General features: G+C 40.0%; 20 protein-coding genes. 4 read left to right on the top strand and 16 right to left on the bottom strand.

What is annotated here, in order from left to right:
* Positions 1-65: 65 nt before the first annotated feature.
* Positions 66-1883 (bottom strand): ABC transporter ATP-binding protein, encoded by a 1818-nt coding sequence (locus PLEUR7319_RS0121885; protein ID WP_019507372.1) that lies wholly within the window; start codon positions 1881-1883, stop codon positions 66-68.
* Positions 1884-2087: 204 nt separating this feature from the next.
* On the opposite strand from PLEUR7319_RS0121885, the gene PLEUR7319_RS0121880 reads away from it, so the two are divergent.
* Positions 2088-3329 carry a pitrilysin family protein gene (locus tag PLEUR7319_RS0121880; RefSeq protein ID WP_026102694.1) on the top strand — a complete coding sequence of 414 codons (1242 nt, stop codon included), beginning with the start codon at positions 2088-2090 and terminating at the stop codon, positions 3327-3329.
* 377 nt (positions 3330-3706) lie between these two features.
* Here the strand turns inward: PLEUR7319_RS0121880 and glpK are convergent, their stop codons facing one another.
* The 3 genes from glpK to psbX all read right to left on the bottom strand — a co-directional run bounded on the left by glpK (position 3707) and on the right by psbX (position 6903).
* Positions 3707-5206 (bottom strand): glycerol kinase GlpK, encoded by a 1500-nt coding sequence (gene glpK / locus PLEUR7319_RS0121875; RefSeq protein ID WP_019507370.1) that lies wholly within the window; start codon positions 5204-5206, stop codon positions 3707-3709.
* Between the two features lie 177 nt (positions 5207-5383).
* Positions 5384-6514: a Ycf66 family protein gene (locus PLEUR7319_RS36350; RefSeq protein WP_019507369.1), complete on the bottom strand. Its 1131-nt coding sequence runs from the start codon at positions 6512-6514 to the stop codon at positions 5384-5386.
* Positions 6515-6783: 269 nt separating this feature from the next.
* On the bottom strand, positions 6784-6903 hold the full coding sequence (psbX, locus tag PLEUR7319_RS0121865; protein WP_019507368.1) for a photosystem II reaction center X protein: 120 nt from the start codon (positions 6901-6903) through the stop codon (positions 6784-6786).
* Between the two features lie 299 nt (positions 6904-7202).
* Between psbX and PLEUR7319_RS0121860 the strand changes: the two genes are divergently transcribed.
* Positions 7203-7493 (top strand): YggT family protein, encoded by a 291-nt coding sequence (locus PLEUR7319_RS0121860; protein WP_019507367.1) that lies wholly within the window; start codon positions 7203-7205, stop codon positions 7491-7493.
* 21 nt (positions 7494-7514) lie between these two features.
* Here the strand turns inward: PLEUR7319_RS0121860 and accC are convergent, their stop codons facing one another.
* The 3 genes from accC to PLEUR7319_RS0121845 form a co-directional block, all read right to left on the bottom strand.
* Positions 7515-8861 carry an acetyl-CoA carboxylase biotin carboxylase subunit gene (accC, locus tag PLEUR7319_RS0121855; RefSeq protein WP_019507366.1) on the bottom strand — a complete coding sequence of 449 codons (1347 nt, stop codon included), beginning with the start codon at positions 8859-8861 and terminating at the stop codon, positions 7515-7517.
* Positions 8862-8930: 69 nt separating this feature from the next.
* Positions 8931-9170, bottom strand: coding sequence for a hypothetical protein (locus PLEUR7319_RS0121850; RefSeq protein WP_019507365.1), 240 nt, complete (start codon positions 9168-9170; stop codon positions 8931-8933).
* 196 nt (positions 9171-9366) lie between these two features.
* On the bottom strand, positions 9367-9708 hold the full coding sequence (locus PLEUR7319_RS0121845; protein WP_019507364.1) for a hypothetical protein: 342 nt from the start codon (positions 9706-9708) through the stop codon (positions 9367-9369).
* A gap of 91 nt (positions 9709-9799) precedes the next feature.
* Here PLEUR7319_RS0121845 and PLEUR7319_RS41425 point away from each other — a divergent pair, with 91 nt between their 5' ends.
* Complete coding sequence (locus PLEUR7319_RS41425) at positions 9800-9970, top strand: hypothetical protein (protein ID WP_158441871.1); 171 nt, start codon at positions 9800-9802, stop codon at positions 9968-9970.
* 69 nt (positions 9971-10039) lie between these two features.
* Here PLEUR7319_RS41425 and PLEUR7319_RS0121835 read toward each other — a convergent pair whose 3' ends face one another.
* From PLEUR7319_RS0121835 to PLEUR7319_RS0121820, 4 genes are all read right to left on the bottom strand, one after another.
* Positions 10040-10588, bottom strand: a complete 549-nt coding sequence (locus tag PLEUR7319_RS0121835) for a Uma2 family endonuclease (RefSeq protein WP_019507362.1) — start codon at positions 10586-10588, stop codon at positions 10040-10042.
* A 205-nt stretch (positions 10589-10793) separates the two neighbouring features.
* Positions 10794-11135, bottom strand: coding sequence for a hypothetical protein (locus PLEUR7319_RS0121830; RefSeq protein WP_019507361.1), 342 nt, complete (start codon positions 11133-11135; stop codon positions 10794-10796).
* 461 nt (positions 11136-11596) lie between these two features.
* A complete protein-coding gene (locus PLEUR7319_RS0121825) occupies positions 11597-13510 on the bottom strand; it encodes a transketolase C-terminal domain-containing protein (RefSeq protein WP_019507360.1) in 1914 nt (637 codons plus the stop codon).
* Between the two features lie 190 nt (positions 13511-13700).
* Positions 13701-13961 carry a hypothetical protein gene (locus tag PLEUR7319_RS0121820; protein WP_019507359.1) on the bottom strand — a complete coding sequence of 87 codons (261 nt, stop codon included), beginning with the start codon at positions 13959-13961 and terminating at the stop codon, positions 13701-13703.
* Between the two features lie 309 nt (positions 13962-14270).
* Here PLEUR7319_RS0121820 and PLEUR7319_RS41680 point away from each other — a divergent pair, with 309 nt between their 5' ends.
* Positions 14271-14435 carry a hypothetical protein gene (locus PLEUR7319_RS41680; RefSeq protein WP_019507358.1) on the top strand — a complete coding sequence of 55 codons (165 nt, stop codon included), beginning with the start codon at positions 14271-14273 and terminating at the stop codon, positions 14433-14435.
* A 159-nt stretch (positions 14436-14594) separates the two neighbouring features.
* On the opposite strand, the gene PLEUR7319_RS0121810 is transcribed toward PLEUR7319_RS41680, so the two are convergent.
* From PLEUR7319_RS0121810 to bchD, 5 genes are all read right to left on the bottom strand, one after another.
* Positions 14595-15221 (bottom strand): LysE family translocator, encoded by a 627-nt coding sequence (locus tag PLEUR7319_RS0121810; protein ID WP_051044454.1) that lies wholly within the window; start codon positions 15219-15221, stop codon positions 14595-14597.
* A gap of 65 nt (positions 15222-15286) precedes the next feature.
* On the bottom strand, positions 15287-16414 hold the full coding sequence (locus PLEUR7319_RS0121805; protein WP_019507356.1) for an SGNH/GDSL hydrolase family protein: 1128 nt from the start codon (positions 16412-16414) through the stop codon (positions 15287-15289).
* Positions 16415-16553: 139 nt separating this feature from the next.
* Positions 16554-16823, bottom strand: coding sequence for a hypothetical protein (locus tag PLEUR7319_RS0121800; protein WP_019507355.1), 270 nt, complete (start codon positions 16821-16823; stop codon positions 16554-16556).
* 445 nt (positions 16824-17268) lie between these two features.
* Entirely contained in the window at positions 17269-19032 is a 1764-nt protein-coding gene (gene recN / locus PLEUR7319_RS0121795) for a DNA repair protein RecN (protein ID WP_019507354.1), read from the bottom strand.
* A gap of 192 nt (positions 19033-19224) precedes the next feature.
* Positions 19225-21255 carry a magnesium chelatase ATPase subunit D gene (gene bchD / locus PLEUR7319_RS0121790; protein WP_019507353.1) on the bottom strand — a complete coding sequence of 677 codons (2031 nt, stop codon included), beginning with the start codon at positions 21253-21255 and terminating at the stop codon, positions 19225-19227.
* Between the last annotated feature and the right edge of the window lie 153 nt (positions 21256-21408).

The following is a 21408-nucleotide window of genomic DNA, read 5'->3' as shown; positions in this document are numbered from 1 at the left end:
ATTGGCTAAGTTTAACTTAGCTAATTTAAAATATTACACTTTCTGCAAAAATAATACATTAGTAATTAATTCAAAATTTCCCCTGTTTCCTGTAAAGAATGAAGACGATGATAAATACCACCCTGATTTAATAATTCTGCGTGACTGCCAACTTCAATAATTCTTCCTGAATCTAAAACTATAATTTGGTCGGCTTCGCGGATCGTACTCAGGCGATGGGCAATAATTAAGGTAGTACGAGTACCTAAAATAGATTTCATTGCCAGTTGGATCGAACGCTCAGACTCATAATCTAAGCTAGATGTAGCTTCATCAAATATCAAGATATCAGGTTCAACAACTAAGGCTCGTGCAATACCTAAACGCTGTTTTTGTCCTCCAGAAAGCCTCACTCCCCTCTCGCCAACTACAGTAGAGTAACCTTGGGGTAATTCATGAATAAATTGATCTACTCTGGCTACTTGGCAGGCTTGTTTGACTTTTTCTCGGTCTACTTGAGGATTACCGTAGGTGAGATTGTCCCAGACAGTGCCGTTAAAGATATCAACATCCTGATGCACGATCGCCAGTCGACGACGATAGCGGGCAACATCTAAGTTACGAATATTTTCTCCGTCAATTTTAATTGACCCTTGATTGGGTTCAAAATAGCGGAATAATAGCTTAACCAGAGTCGATTTTCCCGAACCAGAACGACCTACTAAGGCAACTGTTTGATACGGTTTAACTAGTAAATTGATATTTTGCAGAATCAAGCGGTCGCTATGGTAGCCAAAACTAAGATGATTAAACTCTAACTTACCTGTAAATTTATAAGGATTATCTTGTACGCCTTCCATTTCTAGACTGGCAGCATCTACCCCAGACTCAAGCTGTATAAAGTCATGAAATCTTCTCATGGAAGCATAGCGACGGGCAAAGACTTCGGCTAGTTCATTAATCGGTTCTAGTTCAGCATAAGCCATACTAGAAACTGTGAGAGTAGTGACAAAATGTCCTAAAGTAATATCCCCTCTAATAGTAGAGATCAGGGTAAAAAGTAAAATTAGAAACACACAAGTTTGGATCACTGTGCGAGACCAAGTATGTAAATTAACATAACCCTTGTGGATACGATAGGTAAGATATTTAAATTCCCTTTCAAATCGTCGTTGCTGTCTCTGATATTCTTGAGCTTCGGTGGCAAAAGACTTAACGGTTTTGATATTGGTAATAATTTCTGAGGTACGGCTTTCGGTATTCTCCTCGTGTTTTTCCAATAATTCTTCTTTAAGAATCAGGATTCGCAGATGTTTAAAACTGTAAGTCAGAATTAACACAAAAGATACTAAAAAAGCGATCGCTATTCCTGGGGCTACCACTAAGATCATCACAAAAATGCCTAGGATTCTTGCCAGTTTAGGTATTAACTGCCCGGCAATTTCAGGATAAGTCCAGGTATGATTTTCGATTCCCCGCGCAATTCTCCCGGCAATCCGCCCCGGGTTATTTTCATCGTAAAAACCTAGAGGTAAAGTCAGGATTTTGGCGAGTACTTTAGTAAAATGATCTCTTCTTGCCTTGAGAGAAATTGCCCAGTGATGCCAATTACCAATCCAAGGCTGAATTGGCGATCGCACTACCGTAACTAAAAAAATTATTCCCAGCAGTACTCCTAAAGATAACCATTGACCCTCAGGGAAGTTTCCTACTTTCTGTACTACGACAATTAAATTTTCCAAAGGTCGATCCAGCGGTTGATTCGACAACACATTCAAGATTTGCCCAATGGTATAGGGAACAACCAGATCGATGATCTCAAATAAACTCGAAGCAGCAATACTAAAAATTGCGATCGCTTTATAATTACTGAAATAACCGACGATATCGCGAAAAGAAGCCATTTTAGAAGTCGAATTTTTAAAGTTTTAATGATGGAATATAAAAATTCAAAAATTATCAAATTATGTCAAATAATATATTTATGCTTTTTTAACAAATTGGTCGGCGTACTCACAGGAAAACTGTTTAGATATATACAGGCAGTTAAGTCGGCTAATAATAAATTAATTCTCTAAATTAACCATCTAATGTCTCCCAATTCCACTATAACTATTCCTAACTTGCATCGCGTAGTTCTTGAGAATGGCATCACTTTAATAGTCGTCGAAAATCAAGCAGCAGATATCATTTCAGGTCGCTTCTTTCTCAAAAATGCTGGTACTATTGCCGAAAAACCAGAGCAGTCTGGAGTGGCACATTTAGTCTCAGCCGTAATCACTAAGGGGACAGAACATTTATCTGCTTTAGACATTGCCGAACAAATAGAATCTATCGGTGCTGGATTGGGAGCAGATGCCTCTACTGATTATTTTTCCCTCAGTTTAAAAACTGTATCGCCAGATTTTCCTGAGATGTTAAAGCTATTGGGAGAGATCATGCGATCGCCTGTTTTTCCCGAATCAGAAGTAGAATTAGAACGCAAACTTACTCTTCAGGGAATTCGCTCCCAAAAAGAGCAGCCCTTTAATGTGGCTTTTAATCAACTGCGCCAACAAATGTATCCTCAGCATCCTTACGGGATATCTGTTTTGGGTACAGAAACCTCTGTTGAGAACTTAACACGTCAAGATCTACAGCAGTTTCATCAAACCTATTTTCGACCCGATAACCTCATCATTAGCTTGTCTGGGCGTATTACAAAAGAACAAGGTGTAAATCTAATTTCAGAAGTTTTTGGTGACTGGGAAAATCCCGATCAACCCTGTCCTCATTCTCATCTGACGATACCGACTGTAAATCCTTCTCAAGCAGAAATTATTCAAGATACACAGCAATCAATCGTCATGTTAGGTTATTTGGGAACTGATGTTAAAAACGATGACTATCCCATTTTGAAGCTCCTCAGTACTTACCTGGGTAACGGACTGTCTAGTCGTTTATTTGTTGAACTGCGGGAAAAAAGGGGACTAGCTTATGATGTTTCGGCTTTTTTTCCCACTCGTTTAGAAACTGCCCCCTTTATTACCTATATGGGAACAGCTCCCGCCAACACCGACATAGCCATTGAGGGTTTGAGTACTGAGGTGGAGCGCATAACCAAGGAAACTCTTACAGAAGAAGAATTACAGGGAGCCAAAAACAAACTCTTGGGACAATATGCACTCGGCAAACAAACTAATGGTGAAATTGCTCAAACCTTTGGCTGGTACGAAACTTTAGGTTTAGGAGTTGAATTCGATCAAACTTTCCAAGCGGCTATTCCCCCAATCACTCCAGCTATGGCTCAGGAAGTGGCTAGCAAATATCTTAGCCACCCTTATATTTCCATTGTTAAACCTGAAGGTTGAGATGAGTTCGGAGTTTGAAGTTCGGAGTTCGGAGTTTGCTTACAAAAGTTGCTCATAGGGGAGACCCTCGCAACGAACTAGCTTGCCAACGTAAGTTAGGAGTTATGTTTTTCTGAACGAAACAATCAGGACTCTAAAGATCTAGAAATTAGAAAGTTGCAAAATCATAACGACCTCACGTTTTAGTAAGCCTTACTTTCAGGCTAGTTTATTCTGAACTCCGAACTCCGAACTCCGAACTCCGAACTCCGAACTCCGAACTCCGAACTCCGAACTCCGAACTCCGAATTCCGAACTCCGAACTCCGAATTCCGAACTCCGAACTCCGAATTCCGAACTCCGAACTCCGAACTCCGAACTCCGAATTCACGTAGAGTTTACTCTTCTATCCAATTTTTAGCTCTGGTTACTGCTTTTGACCACATAGCGAAATTTTCTTGGGCTTGGGATTGTCCTGCTCCTGGCTCAAATACTCGATCTACTGGGCGATCGCTAGCTAACTTCTGATAATCATCCCAAAAACCAACGGCCAAACCGGCACCAAAGGCTGCTCCCTGAGCTGTAGCATCAAGTACTACAGGACGTTCTAAGGGTATTCCCAGAGCATCGGCTTGAAACTGCATTAAAAAGTTGTTTTGAGCTGCGCCACCATCGACTTTAAGCAGAGAAATGGGCTGGGTACTATCTTTGTTAGCTGCATCAATCACCTCTTTAACCTGATAGGCGATCGCTTCTAAGACTGCTCGAACCATATGTTCCCGTTGCACACCACCAGTAATGCCTAAAAAAGCACCACGAGCTTTCATATCCCAGTGTGGCGCGCCTAAGCCACTGAGAGCAGGAACAAAATAAACTCCGTTAGTACTATCTACCTGGTTACACAAAGATTCGGTTTCCGCAGCTTTAGCAATCAACTTCAGCCCATCCCTGAGCCATTGAATCGCTGCCCCTGTAGTAAAAATTGCTCCCTCTAAAGCATAGTTTGTTTGATCTTGAGTACTCCATGCTACCGTTGAAAGAAGTTGATTATTGGAACGAGTTACAGTAGTACCTGTTTGAGCTACTAAGAAACATCCCGTACCGTAAGTACACTTAAGTAATCCAGGGCGATCGCAACCATGAGCAAATAAAGCTGCCTGTTGATCGCCGAAAATAGCGGCAATGGGAATTTCTGTTCCTAATAAATCGCGATCGCTGGTGCCAAATACTCCCATACTGGGTTTGATTTCGGGCATAATTTGACGAGGAATTTGGAATAGGTCTAGTAAAGATTCGTCCCATTCTCCCGTATCAAGGTTCATTAACATGGTACGGCTCGCGTTGCTCACATCAGTAGCATGAACCTTTCTGCCAGTTAAATTCCATAATGCCCAGGTATCAACTGTCCCAGCCATTACGTTATCCCAGTTAGTATCTGGTTGATTTTGCTTCACCCAATCAATCAGCCAAGCTAGTTTAGTGGCGGAAAAATAAGCATCTAAGACTAAACCTGTTTTTTGTTGGATTACCTCGGCTTTACCTTCGGCTCTAAGGCGATCGCACATAGCAGCAGTGCGACGATCCTGCCAGACAATTGCTTTGTGGAGAGGTTTACCAGTAGTTTTATCCCAAAGTAAACAAGTCTCCCTTTGAACAGTTAAACCAATCGCCGCAATTTCTGTTGCATTTGCCTGATTGTCGGCAATTACCTGTTGCATACAGTTGCTGACATCCTGCCAGATTTCCGTGGCATTGTGTTCTAGCCATCCTGGTTGCGGGTAATATTGAGTTAACTCTTTATAAGCTTGACCGACTATATCCCCTTGCTGATCAAACAAGATTGCTCGATTTCCTGTAGTGCCTAAATCTAGAGAGAGAATATATTTTGTGTCGGTCATAAAAAAATCCCAAAATTCTGCCTGTAATGTTAGGTTTACAGCAAAGTTATGGCTTAACTATGTTTTATTAGGTTTTTTTAGGAATTTCAGAAACACTACTTAAAATGTGGTTTACTTACATATTTATTAGTTACTGCCAAAAATGAATTTTAGTCCTGTAAATACGATGACAAATATTTAATCGTAATCATTAAAATTGATGGGCTTACGACGTTCTGGTGGCTCTCGGTAATCGTCATAATCATCGTTGGAATTACTGCCATCAGAATTATCGTAATCATCATAACTATCCTGAACAGGATCATCATAATCATCATAATCATCTGAATAGTCGGTTTCAGAATCTTCTAAGGGCTGATAATCAACTACGTAGTCTCCAGGTATAGATTCATCTTTGTCTTCGTAGCTTTTGCCCAAGTCAATATTGTAATCACGACCTAAATCAGAATCATAATTTCTGCTGGTACTGTTGGAACCATAGTCATCTTCGGCATCATCGTAGCTTCTGCCTAAATCAACAGGGTTTGGTCTCCGCCGGGAAGTAGGGGGAGGCGTAGGCTCAGAATAGCGATCTTCAAGATTTTCTCTAGTCGATCGAGGGCGAGGACGAGGGCGGGAAGATGGACGAGGACTATCATCCCATTCATCACCAGCATTCCAATCATCGTAACCATTAGTCGGTGCAGTGGAACTGGGGCGAGGACGAGCAGGTGGACGGCTATCTCTATCTGCATAGCCATAGCGATCTGCTTCGCTGTCACGAGTTGTATAATCTCTCGGTTCAGGACGGGGACGACTTCGATCGCGTCGAGGTTCATCTCTTATATCAGGAGTAGGAGATGGTCTTCTTCTTTCTGCAGAACGACGAGAAGGTCGAGGTTGAGGATCGTCATAGCCTCTTAGCCTGGGGCTATTATAATTAGGCTTACCTTCATAATTGTCGTAGGTATCAAATTTATCTAGTTCCGCTTCAGTGTAGACTCTAGTACGACTTACAGGGCGATCGCGATCGACAATCGGGGTATTACGTCTAGCTTGCTCCGTAGCAACGCTCCGCATCCTAATACTATCAAAGGCAAAGAAAACCGCCGTTCCCGTAAGGAGAAATTGACCAAATTGCAAAATAGGATCTAGTCTCCAGCCGTTAAATAGCAAAATAATCCCACAGAGCAAACCTACGGCAGCAAAAAAGATATCATAATCCCTTGCCAACTCTGGACGAACTGAGCGCAGGAAAAATAGTCCCGCTCCTGCTACTGCTAAGAATAAACCTAAGATAGCGGCTGCATTCAGCCCAAAATTGACCATTACTATTCTCCTAATATGGCTCTATAAGATCTTAACTGATGTCTATCTTTACTTTAACTAGAACTAAATAGATCTCTTTAAATTACTCAATTACTATTATCTCTACTGTTTTCTCGATTGTGTACCGTTGGGAGAATATCGCTTATATTACTTACTTAATTAAGCTTAAATACAGCGACGGAACACAGGTATTATTACCTCTTCTCTAGGTTGGAGAAGATTCCGCCGCCAAAAATATAAATTATTTATTGCAGAATAGAATGTCGCAGTTACCCACGTTGAATTTTGTCACTCTGACTGAGAACAATCAATGCAATAGTTGCTGGAATAACCACAATCAATGCACCCGCTAGCAAACTTAAAAGAAAATTGGTCAATGAAGGAGTCATAATTTTTTATCCTGACTATATTTTTGTCTTAACTGTAATAATTTACGTTGTTTTGTAATTCTAAAAGTTTTTTAACCAAAACTAAAGTTAATTACAACATCGTTCCGAGAGGAAACTTAAGATCTATTGTAATAGGATGATGTTCAAAAGGAATAGGAGATTAAGAGGCAGAAAGCAGAAGCGCTGATTCTTGTTTCGAGTCTAAAAGCTTTTAACACACGAAATAACAGTACAATACATAACAGATATTTACATTCTGTAATATTTGTTTTTGCCGTACGTCTAATCTCATCAAGATTATGAATTTATCAAGTTTCGGAGCTTTGAGCATCAGCCTGTTATTGGGGTTGATGACAATTTTATTTATTTTTAGGATTGTTCTCACCTGGTATCCCCAAGCCGAGCTGACCCGTTTACCATTCAGTTTAGTTGTGTTTCCTACCGAACCTTTTCTCAAACCCTTACGCAAAATTGTTTCTCCCATTGGAGGCGTAGATATTACCCCTATCATTTGGGTGGGAATTTGCACTCTCATCCGAGAAATTTTAGTCGGTCAACAAGGATTAATTACAATGGCTCTGAGTCATTAACCCAAAAAATAAAAAAGTAATTTAGTCGCTCAGGTGTTCGGCAATAAAGTTAGTGTATATTTCTCCTTTGAGGAAGGCAGGTGTTTCTAAAATTTTCTGATGAAACTCAATGGTGGTAGGGACTCCAGTAATGGCACATTCCCGCAATGCTCGTTTCATGCGTTTAATTGCCAGATCGCGATTTTCTCCCCAAACAATTAACTTGCCAATCAGAGAATCATAATAGGGCGGAATTTCGTAATCTGTATAGACATGGGAATCCATCCTGACTCCTGGTCCTCCAGGGGGCAAATAAGCACTGATGCGCCCTGGATGGGGTCGGAAATTATGCTTAGGATCTTCCGCATTAATCCGACATTCGATCGCATGACCTTTTAACTGGACTTGATCTTGAGTCAGACTAAGTTTTTCCCCTTGAGCAACACGGATCTGTTCGGCAATTAGATCAGTTCCTGTAACTACTTCAGTTACAGGATGTTCTACCTGAATACGGGTATTCATTTCCATAAAATAGAAATCTCCCGATTTATCCAACAGAAATTCTACTGTTCCAGCACCAACATAATTAATTGATTTAGCTGCTCTAACCGCTGCATTTCCCATTTTTAAGCGTAGTTCTGGACTTAATACTGCGCTAGGTGCTTCTTCTAGCAATTTCTGGTGACGACGCTGAATGGAGCAATCTCTTTCTCCCAAATGAATTACATTACCGTGGCTATCGGCGATAATTTGAAACTCGATATGACGAGGACATTCAACAAACTTCTCTAGATATACTCCGCCATTGCCAAATGCTGCTTCTGCCTCTCCTTGGGCAGCTTGGAACATTCTGATCAAATCCGATTCATCTCGTACTAGTCGCATCCCTCTACCACCTCCACCAGCAGTAGCTTTAATCATCACAGGATAGCCAATTTTATCCGCAATAGCTTTAGCTTCCTCTTCGTCTCTTAACAAGCCATTACTGCCAGGCACAGTCGGTACCCCAGCTTGTTGCATAGTTTTTTTAGCAGTGGATTTATCGCCCATCGCCAACATTGCCTCTTTAGAAGGACCAATAAAAGTTAGTTGATGGTCATTACAGATTTCCACAAATCGGGCATTCTCTGCCAGAAAGCCATATCCAGGATGAATAGCAGTAGCGTTACGAGTTAAAGCTGCGGCGATAATATTGGGAATATTTAAATAGCTTTTTCCCGAGGGAGGGGGACCGATACATACACTTTCGTCCGCCAACTGAACGTGGAGAGCTTGGCGATCAATAGTAGAGTGTACAGCTACCGTGGCAATGCCCATTTCAGCACAGGTGTGTAAAATGCGTAGAGCAATTTCCCCTCGATTAGCGATCAGAATTTTGTCAAACTGCATTCTTTGAGTTGATTATTAGAGTCATGTTTAAGAATAGAGCTTTTTATGGTACTAAAAAAGAGATGCGAATTATCTCTTGCCTAATTCCGATGGCGGGCGATCGTCACTCCACCCCCACCAAGCAGTATTACACTCACATAGATAAAACTCTTGCCACTTACGGCGATCGCCCATGCTAACAGGCGCACGACGATTGAGCCAGACATTTTTGGCTTTTGTAGGTCTTTCCTTGCAATTAGGACAGCAGAAATCAACGGCATGAACTGCTGATTTAGTCCATTCTGGAGGAATTAGGGTAAAAGCATCCATAAAATTTATTAGAGATTTTTAAATAGTACATTAGATTATCTCAATTATTTTGTGATTCTGCTGTTGAGTTAAATAATAGCTAATAGCTCAGAGCTAACAACGACAAGTCAATAGCAAAAAACAGAGGTAATTAATTTACCTCTGCGGTTCTAATTTGATGATTTTTAGTTGTTATTAAGGACGCTTTTTGCCAGTTTTAGTAATGGGAGGGAAGATATTGATTCACATCAAATTGGCTTTGAACGTTAGTTTGAGTCCCTTCTTGGTGGATGAAGTTACCTTCACCGATCGCCGCAGCTTCATTAGAGTTGATCTGAACTGAATTTTGAGCGTCAGGAGAAGAAATACCATAAGCTCCGAAATCAAATTGATCTTGAACGCTAGTTTGAGTTGAGTCTTGAATAATCACGTTACCGGTGCCAACGGCAGCAGCGGAGTTACTATTAATTTGTGTTGAACCTTGAAAATCTTCAGCTAAAGCAGTTAAAGGAGCAAAAGCGATCACCGCAGTTAAAATTCCTAATGTAGATTTTTTCATAGTTTTAGACCTCGTTAATGTAAATTTAAAATTTAAGTATGTGTTTTGCTTACATTTACTAGTTACGAATGGTCTAATTATTTTATGCAAATTGTCGAAATTTATTTTTCAAATCATTGAACCTGCGAATACTACTTTAGCGATCGCAGGAAGAGGTTTAAATGTAGAGAGAATTTTGGCCAATTCAGAATTATCAGCATTTTTAAAGAAAGCGATCACTATTTTTGCTCAAGCTATCTCGAAAAAATCGTCTTCATCTTAGGGGCGATTAGAGCTACTTCCGTCTCCGGTTAATTGGCGTTGCCAGTGTTTGGAAAGCGATCGCGATGGTTCAATATAGTAAAAGTCGCTCTAAGCCAATGGTAATCTGAGGAAAAGCAAGCGGTGAAATTGTTCCCGCTTTATACTCGACAATTTGAGAGTAATTATTTGCTTCAGGTTGAGTGTGAACAAGAAGTTGGTTATTTTTTAAATCAATTACCCAGTACTCAGAAATACCATTACGAGCATAAGTAGTAGTCTTTTGTTCTAAGTCTTTGGTTAATGTTTCGTTAGATACCTCAATCAACCAGTAAATATCCTCTGGATAAGGATGATGAGTATCATAAATACTTTCTGGTAGACGAACAATAGCGATATCAGGTTCGGGTTCAGAATTATCTAAAGTAATCGGGTGAGATTCATAGACTTCAGCCAATCCGTCTAGCAATTTTCTCAAGTATTTGACAACCTTATGATTAGTATTGCGATGAGGAATTCCCTCTGGACTCATCTCAACTATTTCTCCCTCTAGTAATTCAACTTTTTGACCCGCTAATACTCCTGAATCAACCAAATCATGCCATTCTTCTATCGACCATTTATGGGTGGTTAAAGTCATATTCTTACTTCAATCTTTAATCGCCTCCATTTTTGATCATAAGTTGATTTTTAAGGTACACAAGTTTCAATTCAGTTGCCAAGTTTCAAATTTAGCTGCTTGATTAAATAATTAAAAACCAACAAAAAAACAGAGGTAAATAAATTACCCCTGTGATTATAGTTTGATGATTTGTTGTTGTTGTTAAGGACGCTTCTTACCAGTTTTAGTAATGGGAGGGAAGATACTGGTTCACATCAAATTGGCTTTGAACGTTAGTTTGAATTCCTTCTTGGTGGATGAAGTTACCTTCGCCGATCGCCGCAGCTTCGTTAGAGTTGATCTGAACTGAATTTTGCGCGTCAGGAGAAGAAACACCATAAGCTCCAAAATCAAATTGATCTTGAACGCTAGTTTGAGTTCCTTCTTGGATAACTACATTACCCGTACCAATAGCAGTAGCGGAGTTACTATTTACTTGTGTTGAACCCTGAAAATCTTGAGCCAAAGCAGTTAAAGGAGTAAGAGCGATAACTGCAGTTAAAATTCCTAATGTAGATTTCTTCATAGTTTTAGACCTCGTTAATGTAAATTTAAAATTTAAGTGTATTTTTTGCTTACATTTACTAGTTACGAATGGTCTAATCTTTTTATGCAAATTGCTGAAATTTATTTTTTAAACAGAATAAAGCGATCGCTTTTTTGCTCAGGTCAAAGTCGCTTCGCTCTAGTTAGTAGTTAGTAGTTAGTAGTTCGGAGTTGGACTCGTTTGGAAGCAGGTTTGAACCTCAACCAAACTCTTTCTCACGCTTTGGGCTACCGTGTACACATAAGTCTCCTGTGTTTCGTTTCTGAGATTTTTGTTCCCTAAATCCCCCAATTCTGGGGGAATTTAAGATCTTGTTCCCCCAAGTTTGGGGGCTAGGGGGGGCTAGATTCAGTATTTTGGAGTTGATCAGGAGAATTAAGGGGAATTAAATGTGTCAATTAGACTTTTCAGACAATCTCTAATAGCCGATAGCTAAGAAACTAACCAATCAATCCTTTAACGTGACTCATGATTCCTTCTGGATCGATTCCTTGGAAGGGGAATTGTTCCCAAAGTCCACCACAACCTTCTTCATGCACACCAAGATAGCCATACTTGGGAGTTAAACCTCTCTCTAGTAACCAAGAACCAAAACGACTACCTAAACCAGTACGGCGGTTAAATGATTCGACTACCATGACAAAAGGTGCTTTACCGATTTTCGCCATCATGTCTTCATCGATAACATTTAGGGTAGATTTGTTGATTAGACCAACGTTTATTCCCTGTTGTTTCAGACGTTCTACCGCATCTAAAGCACGATAAAGAGCATCACCAAAACTGACGATATAACCAGCATCTCCTTCACGAATAACTTCGTCTTTACCAGGGGCAAAAGTATAGTCACCGCTAAATAATTCGTTACCCGACTCGTCTAGGATCATGGGCACTTTGGAGCGAGTGGAGAAGATAAAGCGCATTCCAGGATCGTGGAAAACTTTGTTGACACAGGCACGCATTTGATTGGCATCAGCAGGGAAGTAGAGACGAGTTTCATATCCGTCGTCTAGCCCATTGTCCGCAAACATATTATTGATACCGAAGTGACAGGTGTTGTCTGCCATGTCATCAATACCAGCATGAGAGAAATGGCAGAGGAGGTTAGAGTTATTGAGCCGTGCCATAGTGATTTCGGAAATACACATCTCTAGGAAAGCACTAAAAGTAGCAAATACTCCTTGCTTACCCTCTTCCATGCCAAAACCAGCCGCAGCAGAAAGATTACCCCGTTCCATGATGCCAGAAGGGATAAATACATCAGGATAGGCATCGTGGATTTGTTTGAAACCACAGGAGCCTTCTAAATCACTATCAATAAAGATTACTTTTTCTTTCCGTTCAGCATCGCTCATCTTTCCGAGGACGGATACCACAGCTTCACCGAAGACATTACGGTTAGAACCAACTTTGTCGCTAACTCCCAAGAACTTGTAATCATTACTGGGCTTTTTGATGTTTTTCAAAAAGTCGGCTGCTGCACCCTGACCATGTTTTTCGAGATAGACGATCGCTTTATCAACGGGAATTACATCGTGACCGTGAGTAGAACCTTCAATACCTTCAATACCAGGACACATGGGACGCTTATTGATCAAAGCAATGGGACCATCACTAGTTACCGCAGCGCACATACGACTATAGAGAGAATCAATATCTTCGCCATCTCCCTCGTTAACACTTAAACCATGACCAGTCAAAGTTTTTTCTACGCTATAGCCAGGTAAATAATCAGAAGGATGTCCGGCAATAGTTACATCGTTATCATCAATAAATAGCTTTACATTCAGATTTTGAGCAACTGCAAAACGAGCTGCCTCAGCGTCATTACCTTCTTGTTGCGAACCGTCAGAACCCAAACAAACAACCGTTTTATCAGGGTTAGCCATTGCTATACCATTGATATAAGGCCACATATGTCCCAAACGACCAGAACTAAATTTAACCCCAGGAGTTAAACCCAATTCAGGATGACCAGGTAATTTAGAGTTAGCAGCACGATAGTTGAGTAAATTTTCTTTAGGTAAGTCACCATTAAGTGCTGCCATTAAATACTGAGTAGCTACACGGTGTCCTGCTTCATCAAAGAAGATCGGCACAAATTTATCAGGCGCACCTCGGAAAAAGGCATCTAGGATCATAACTTCGGGGACGGTATCGAAAGGTCCTCCTGTATGTCCTCCAACCCCTCTAGCTGCACCAGTCGCAGTAAAGAAGACGATCGTCTCACGGCAAAGCTGAATATTAGCTTTTAAGGTCTCTTTTTGTTCATCTGTCAAAGTGGAATTGCTAGGGTCTAAAGCCAAAGGCTTATAAGCGTCTAAATCGATGGGGAAACGAGTGCTTGTTGCAGTCATGATTTAATTCTTTTGTGTTTTAGTAAAGCTATGTATTAAAAAATTGCTACACCAAAAATGATGTCAATTTTTAGAAAAAGAAATCTAATATTCAGATAGAGTGTCAAACAAGTTCAAGTTTATCGGGTTATGGTATCTGAGGGAAATGATTTTTCAAAAAAGCTTTTATTAACTATAGCAACACAAAAATTTAGCAGCCAAGCCTGCCACGATATCTTTCCAATTTCGAATTACTGGTCATAAAAACCTCATAATTAATTGCACCCCATTTTGTTTGAATTACTTGTAAGCTATTATCTCTATTTTGATGTGGGATACCTATTGGTCCAGTGGGGATAGACGAGGAATAGTCTAGATTCTCAGCCGCAATTCCTTTTCCTGTCATAATGTCTTCGACAGTAATATGCTTAATTGTTGATAGTTCTACCGTGTGAAACTGTTTCTCTTTCATCGTAAAATCTCTATTTTTAATAATTAACTTGGTATTAGCGAGCAAGATATAAATTATTCAGATATTCTTATTCTTAATGAATTAATACGTGGGACGAGCAATATGTATGCAAGATTACATTTTTTACTTCTCAATTGATTTTCCTTTCGCACATATCCAGAAATTACGCATCGTCTAATTTTGGCTTGCAGGTTTGCACAATATCGTTGTTCATATTCAGAGCGATCGTCATGTTAATGACACGCCCTAGAACTGAAATAATTCGTAAAATGTAGAATATAAACTGTAAAAAAACTTCACATTTTTCTGATGACATTAAAAACTGAGACTAAACAAGACAATACTCAAGCAAATATCAGTCAGGAGATTAATCAAGGAACTGAAACCGAAAAGATTTTATGTCCCCATTGTCTACGCACGGCTAGTAACGGTATTAAATGTAAAGGGATTTGCGTTGCTGACAATGACTATTAGAAAATAAGTGTTGGTATATGCAGCATAGAAAAACAGTATCTCGCATAACCTATCCTCTAAACGAGCAATAGCTGATAGCTATTGCTACAAACGATATATTAGTTTCTGGAGGTGAATTACCCCTAGTCTTCAGAATTCCAAACTCCGAACCCAAATATCTTAAGTCTTCGCCATTAAAAAAATGCCAGTGATAATCATGACAGTACCAGCAGTAATGTTCATTACTCTCTTAGCTCTTGAACTTTGAAAAACCAATCTAGACTTATCTGCCATGTATGCATAACCAAGCTTTCCCCCACCTACAGCTATAGTCGCGACCATCATAATTATCATTGTGTCTAGAATAGCTACATTCTGCAAATCTAGAAAAGCAGGAAAAAAACTCATATAAAAGAAGATTGCTTTGGAATCACTTAGCGTAATCAATAATCCACTCAAGAAACTGGACATCAAAGAGGATTCCTGAATACCTTCAATCTCTACAGACTTTAATTTTGTATTCCAGAACTTGATGCCTAAGCAAATCAGGTAACTACCACCAAGATATTTTACGAGAATAAATAAACTGTCCATAGTTTCAGCGATCGCCGATAAACCATAAATAGCCAAAATTATGAAGAAAAAATCGCCAACTAATATTCCGATTACTGTCACCAGACCATAAGAGAATCCAGATGCAATCGATCTTGCTACTACAGCGAACACACTAGGACTCGGTAAGATTGCTAAAGCAATCATGGCTCCAAACAATCCTGTAATACTGCTCAATGTCATACTACTTGGCATAGACTCGAAAAAATCCTTGCAATATATGTCTTTCAGCTACTTGTGCTAGTAAGTCAGCTATCAAACTACCAATTAAAACCAGCGGGGACTAAAGTAGTCTCAATTAAATTTTTCAGAGCATCCGCCATTAATTTTTGTTCGCTTACTCTAGGATGACCTGGAGTAACTTGTTCAGTAATTAGTGAATAAACTTGATCGTCATTATGCTCATTTTTGTATCGAGCTACTGCTGCTGTTAAATAATTATCCCAAACGCGATCATGAAACATATTGGGAAACATACAAACAAAATAAGCATTAGGATATTTACTACGAAGATCGAGCAGAAAACTTTGATAGTGTTCTTGCCATTGGATACTGTTTAGGTCGGAGTTCAAATCAATAGTGGCAGAATCGTTCTGACCAAGAGCAATAATAACTAAATTAGGAATATATTGACCAAAATCCCAGCGAGGTGCGTCCTTTAGCGGTTTGATTTTGTCATATACCATTTCCATCCCAGTGCCATTATTCCAAAAACCATAACCATCTACTAGAGAAATTCCTGCTTGGGCGATTAAACTTAATTGAGCTTGATAATCTCTAGCTAACATTGCTCCAAAAGAAAGATAACCATTAGATAAATTATTAGTATCTCCTTCTGGATCTTGGGTGCTTGTTTGCTCGTACTCTACTACTGAGCCTGATGAAATAGAATCGCCATAAACTTCAATTTTTCGATTGGTTTTAATCTCTGGAGGTCTAAGGTTTTTATTAGCATCAATAGCAATGCCATGAAAAGAAAATTCTCCAGTAACATAATCATTTCTTTTTATAACTAGAGCTTGGTGAATACGGTCTTCTAAACCTTCAGCTACTGAATACATTTGAGGTTGAACATCATTATCTAAATTAATAATAATTGGCACGGGATTATCATCAAGATAGACCCCAATGTAATTAGTTCCTCCCCAATTATCATCGGCGAGTTTCAGTTTTAAAGTTGTTCCCTCAAAATTAAATCTAGCTGCTGTAGCAGGAAAAGAAAAGATTGGAGCTTGAGGATTTTGCCAGTTAACTCTACCTATATATTGAAAATTACTGTTGTCTGCTGCTATTTCTTGGAGACTATTAGAATTAAGCGGATAATGAGAACAAGCAATAAGTATCGATAAACTCAAGAAAAAAATCAATAAGCTCTTTTTCAAATTCATTTCTAATAAAAAACTTAATTTCAAGGCGAGGACTCTACCGTATCATGACGAGCACAACAACATTATTATTCAAGATAGGACAATAAACATTTCTGCTCTATTCTTTGACTCTAATTTCTATTTCGGCAACTTAACCAAATTATTGGGGAAACGTCTGATAGGTTTTAATTACGGCAGCAGCAGACATAGCTTGAAATAACTGATCGCATTTTTCTTGTTTCGCTATTGTGTAGGGATGATGATATATGTCGGCGATACTAATCGAGCTAGCAATGATCGTCAGCGACATTAAACATAAATTACGAATAAATGTACGGTTCTGCTTTAAATGGAGAATTTCTTGGCGTAGCTCGGATAGGGGGATGATGGTGCCACTAACAAGACCTTTCGTGTATTTAGTCCAAACCATTATCCTTATCTCTCCAGTGTGGAATTAAAGTGTTCTTGATGACCTAATATGTGAGTTTAGACGAAGATATGCAGGAATGAGGAGCTGTGGGTAAGTCGTGTTACGCTCTTCATACGCTACGTCCCACGGGTAGAGTAGGGCTTACTCGTGAGTTTTCAAAACAATTTGTGTAATTAATTCTGTCTGTGTACTTATAGAACCCATTTGGGATCTTTTTAAAAAATCAGTTGTTTCAGAGTTCCTTGTTTTGATTTATTGAACGATAAAATAAGGTTTAAACCAGCTATTTTGAAACAAAGCGATCGCCAGAATTGTTTTCAGAATAGTATTCAATACTTCTCGGTTAACAATTACTAACAATTACTATTGTATCGGTGAGCTTTAGGTAGTAGGTATATATAGGTAAGAACTCATAGCGATCGCCATGAATTTAGTTGATAGTGATTTATTGAGAGTCTCGGTGCTTAGCTGCTTTAGTTAACAAAGATTTCGCAAAGGCGATCGCATCTTCGGCGGAGTGTCCTCCCGTAATTTGGGCTAACTCGGCTGCCCGATTTTGCTGTTCCTTCAAGGGTTTAACTCGAACTACTGTGCGAATATCGGAGATACCAGAGTTACCATTTTTCTGTTTAGATTTATGGGATTGAGAAGTCTCTTCGATAATTGTTTTCTCTACTTTGAAATGTCCCTGAGCCATGGCAGCAATTAGGGGTTGATGGGTAACGCACAATACCTGATGTTGTTTGCCGAGTTGATGGAGTTTTTCGGCGATCGCCTGAGCTACTTTACCCGATACCCCGGCATCAATTTCATCAAAGATTAGAGTACTTGAGTATTGTTCTGTATCAGTAAAACAGGATTTGAGAGCCAGTAAAAAGCGGCTCATCTCCCCACCAGAAGCAATTACCGATAGGGGTTGGATTTTTTCTCCAGCATTGGGACTAAAATAAAATACTACTTTGTCTGCACCCATCGCCGTGGGAGAAATTTCTAGTAGACGACATTCAAATACCACTTTGTCCATCGCCAGAGGTTTTAGTTCTTTGACTAGCTGTTTTTCTAGTTTATTAGCTGCTTTTTGGCGAAGTTTAGTTAGCTTTTGACTTTCCTCAGTTAAATGGTCGATTGCTAATTGGTATTCTTGTTGCAAAACCTCAATTGATTGTCCACCGTCGGTAATTTGGGCTAATTCTTGTTCTAACTGTTCTAGAAGGGCGATCGCATCTGATAAATCAGGGCCATATTTACGACAAATATTTTTTAATTGTCTGATTCTCGATTCAATCTCACTCAAGCGTTCGGGATCTGCTTCTAGACCTTCGCTATAACTACTAATTTGTTGTCCTGCTTCCACGATCTGTGCTAAACCAGACTGTACCATTTCCAAAATAGGAGCTAATTCGGAATCGTATTCTGCCATTTCCATCAGGCATGATTCCGACTTACCCAAAAGATCCGCCGCTGCTGGTTCATCACGATCGCCCTCGTAGAGCAATTGATAGGCTTGATGACCTAATTGTTGTAATTCCACCACATGAGATAGGCGATCGCGTTCCTGTTCCAAGTCCTCTAATTCATTGGCATCGGATAATTCTGCTTCGTTTAAATCTTTGAGCTGAAACTCTAATAAATCTTGTCTTTGTAATAGTTCTTGTTCTGATTGAACTCGCTGCTCTAGTTCTCTTTTTATTTCTTGTGCCGCTTCATAACTACGAGAAACTTTAACTAGCTGATTACTAATCGATTTACCACCATAGGCATCTAACAAATCCCTTTGCTTTTCAGCAATTAATAAATTTACCGTTTGTCCTTGAGCCGTTATTTCTACTAAATAGGAGCGCAATTCTGCCATCAACTGACGATTAACTAAGACCCCATTAATCCGACTACGAGATCTGAGATTACTTTTCCCATTTACTAGTTCACGGCTACAAATCAGTAAGTCTTCTTCTAAGGGGTCAATTTCTTGCTCTGTCAACCACTTATTAAGACTGGAGCTAATCTGAAATGAGGCTTCGATGAGTGAGCGATCGCTACCAGTCCGAATCATACGGTTATTTGCCTTACCACCCAATACAATATCAATGGCATCGAGAATAATTGATTTACCGGCACCAGTTTCTCCAGTTAGTACACTTAATCCTTTATCTAAATCAAGTTCTAAGGAATCAACCAAAGCAAAATTATTAATTTTTAGATTAACGAGCATTTACAGATATCAATATGAGCTAGCTGGAATCAAAATTAAAAACAACATTTAAAACAACTATAACGGTTCTCAAATAAGTGAGGTACAAATATAAACTTAGTCAAAAACCTTAACCCCCTGTTCCCTATTGCCTGTTCCCTCTTCCCCAACTCCACGAAGATGTATCTCATTTATACAAGAAACGCTATATAACTACATCTGAGAAATTGCACCTCTTGCCATATCGGCGATCGCCCGATCCGTTGCTTTAGGTAAATGATAATATGTACCGCCAGCTTGTTTCGCTAATTCTTTAGCAAAGCCAGTAGAGACAAAACGACTTTCGGTATCAATTACCAACAATTTCATATTTAAAGCCCGAATTTTACCAGCAATATCGAGAAGTTCTTCTTTAATATTGGGTTTTTCGGCTCCTTCTTCTTGTGGTTCACCTAAGGAACGGGACAAGGGAATATTTCCCCGACCATCGGTAATGGCAACTATTACTACCTGCCCAATATCCCCGGACATTTGAGCATTGATACCAACGTTTACAGCTTGAGTTAAACCATGGGATAGGGGAGAGCCACCACCACAAGGAAGACTTTCTAGTCTACCTTTTGCCATTGTAATTGAGCGAGTGGGAGGCAAGAGAACATCGGCGCGTTCGCCTCTAAAGGGGATTAAGGATATCTGATCTCGGTTTTCGTAAGCTTCTGTTAATAAACGCATTACTGCACCTTTTGCCGACTGCATCCTATTCAGTGCCATGGAGCCAGAGGCATCAACTACAAACACAATTAAAGAACCTGCCTTCCGCGCCATGCGTTTAGAGCGCAAATCACTTTGTTCGACAATGACTTTGCGGTCTGGGTTGCGTTCCCGTCGAGCTTTTTGATATGGGGCAGCACTTCGCAAAGTGGCATCCACGGCAATTCTTTTGACTTTGCCTTTAGGAATCATCGGCTTAATATATCGCCCGCGATCTTCGGAAAAGATCAAACTGCGTGCACCAGATTTACCCTGGCGTTGCATAGTTTGGGCAAAAGTCAGCACACTAGGATCGAGAACTACCCCTTCAATATCAAAGACAAATTCATCGGGTATTGCTGGCGGTTCTTGCTCTTGGTCTTCTTCCTGTTCCTCTTCTTCCTGTTCTTCTTCGTCTTGATCCTGATCGGACTCGTCGTCTGGTTGTTGCTGTTGCGGTGGGGGTGGTGGAGGCTGGGGTGCATCTTCAGGGGGTGCTTCGATAGTAGTAGCGCGAGGAATAATTACTAGTTCTACTGCTTTACGCAAATCATCAGCAGTAACGTTATCTCTCCCATCTAAGGCGGCACAAGCTTTAGCTACCCTAACAGCAAATAGTTCAGCTCGATGTCCTTCTACTGTCCCCCTGACTGCTTCTTGCACTAAATAGAGAACTTGATCGTGAGTTATTTTGACTTCCTTAAGCCATTCCCGCGCCAGAATGATATCAGTTTTCAGGCTATCCATATCATCCTCATAAGCACTAACAAATTCTTGAGGAGAGTTGGTAAAGTCGATTACCTGATTAACCGCTTCTACCCGTTGTTCAAGAGATAATATGCCATCTGCAGAAAGAGCGATCGCAATCCGATCTAAGAGATGTTCTCGCAAAACTCCTTCTTCTGGATTATAGGTAGCAATTAAAAGCGGTTTACAAGGATGCTGAAAACTAATTCCTTCCCGTTCAATGACATTACGTCCATCGGTCAAAACCGTTAACAATTGGTTAGCTATTTGATCGTCTAAGAGGTTAATTTCATCGATATACAATACTCCGCGATGCGCTTGAGCTAGTAATCCTGGCTGAAATATGGGTTCACCTTGCTTAACAGATTCTTCGACATCTACTGAACCCAATAATCTATCCTCTGTTACTCCTAAAGGTATCTGCACAAAAGGAGCAGGAATGATTTGGGTGGGGATATCTTCTATAGCAGTACCACCATATTTAGCGACGGTATCATCATCCCAATTTTGAGGTTGGGTAGGGTCGCAATTGTAGAGTGAACCCTTAATAATTTCTATTGGTGGCAAAAGATTATAAATTGCCCGCGCCATAACCGACTTAGCTGTTCCACGACGACCAGCGATCGCTACTCCCCCCAGTTCTGGATCGACGGCAGATAATAATAAGGCTAGCTTGATTGCCTCTTGTCCGACAACAGCAGTGAGGGGAAAGTTAAAATTTTTGGGAGCAGTAGTTACAGCAGACATGGCGATCGCCCTGATGGTTCCTTTTGGGTAATAAAACGCAGTAACTTTTCACTTTAATCTATTTGGGGGGTCAAACTCAAAGGAACGACAAGATTTAACTCACTTCATAAAATGATTGCTCAATTGAGCAATCGTGAGTTACTAGTAGTGCGA

The sequence above is a fragment of the Pleurocapsa sp. PCC 7319 genome, from assembly GCF_000332195.1.
In the GTDB taxonomy this organism is placed as follows: domain Bacteria; phylum Cyanobacteriota; class Cyanobacteriia; order Cyanobacteriales; family Xenococcaceae; genus Waterburya.
Note: the sequence above shows the minus strand (reverse complement) of the source record. Positions and strands in the feature narration are given on the sequence as shown.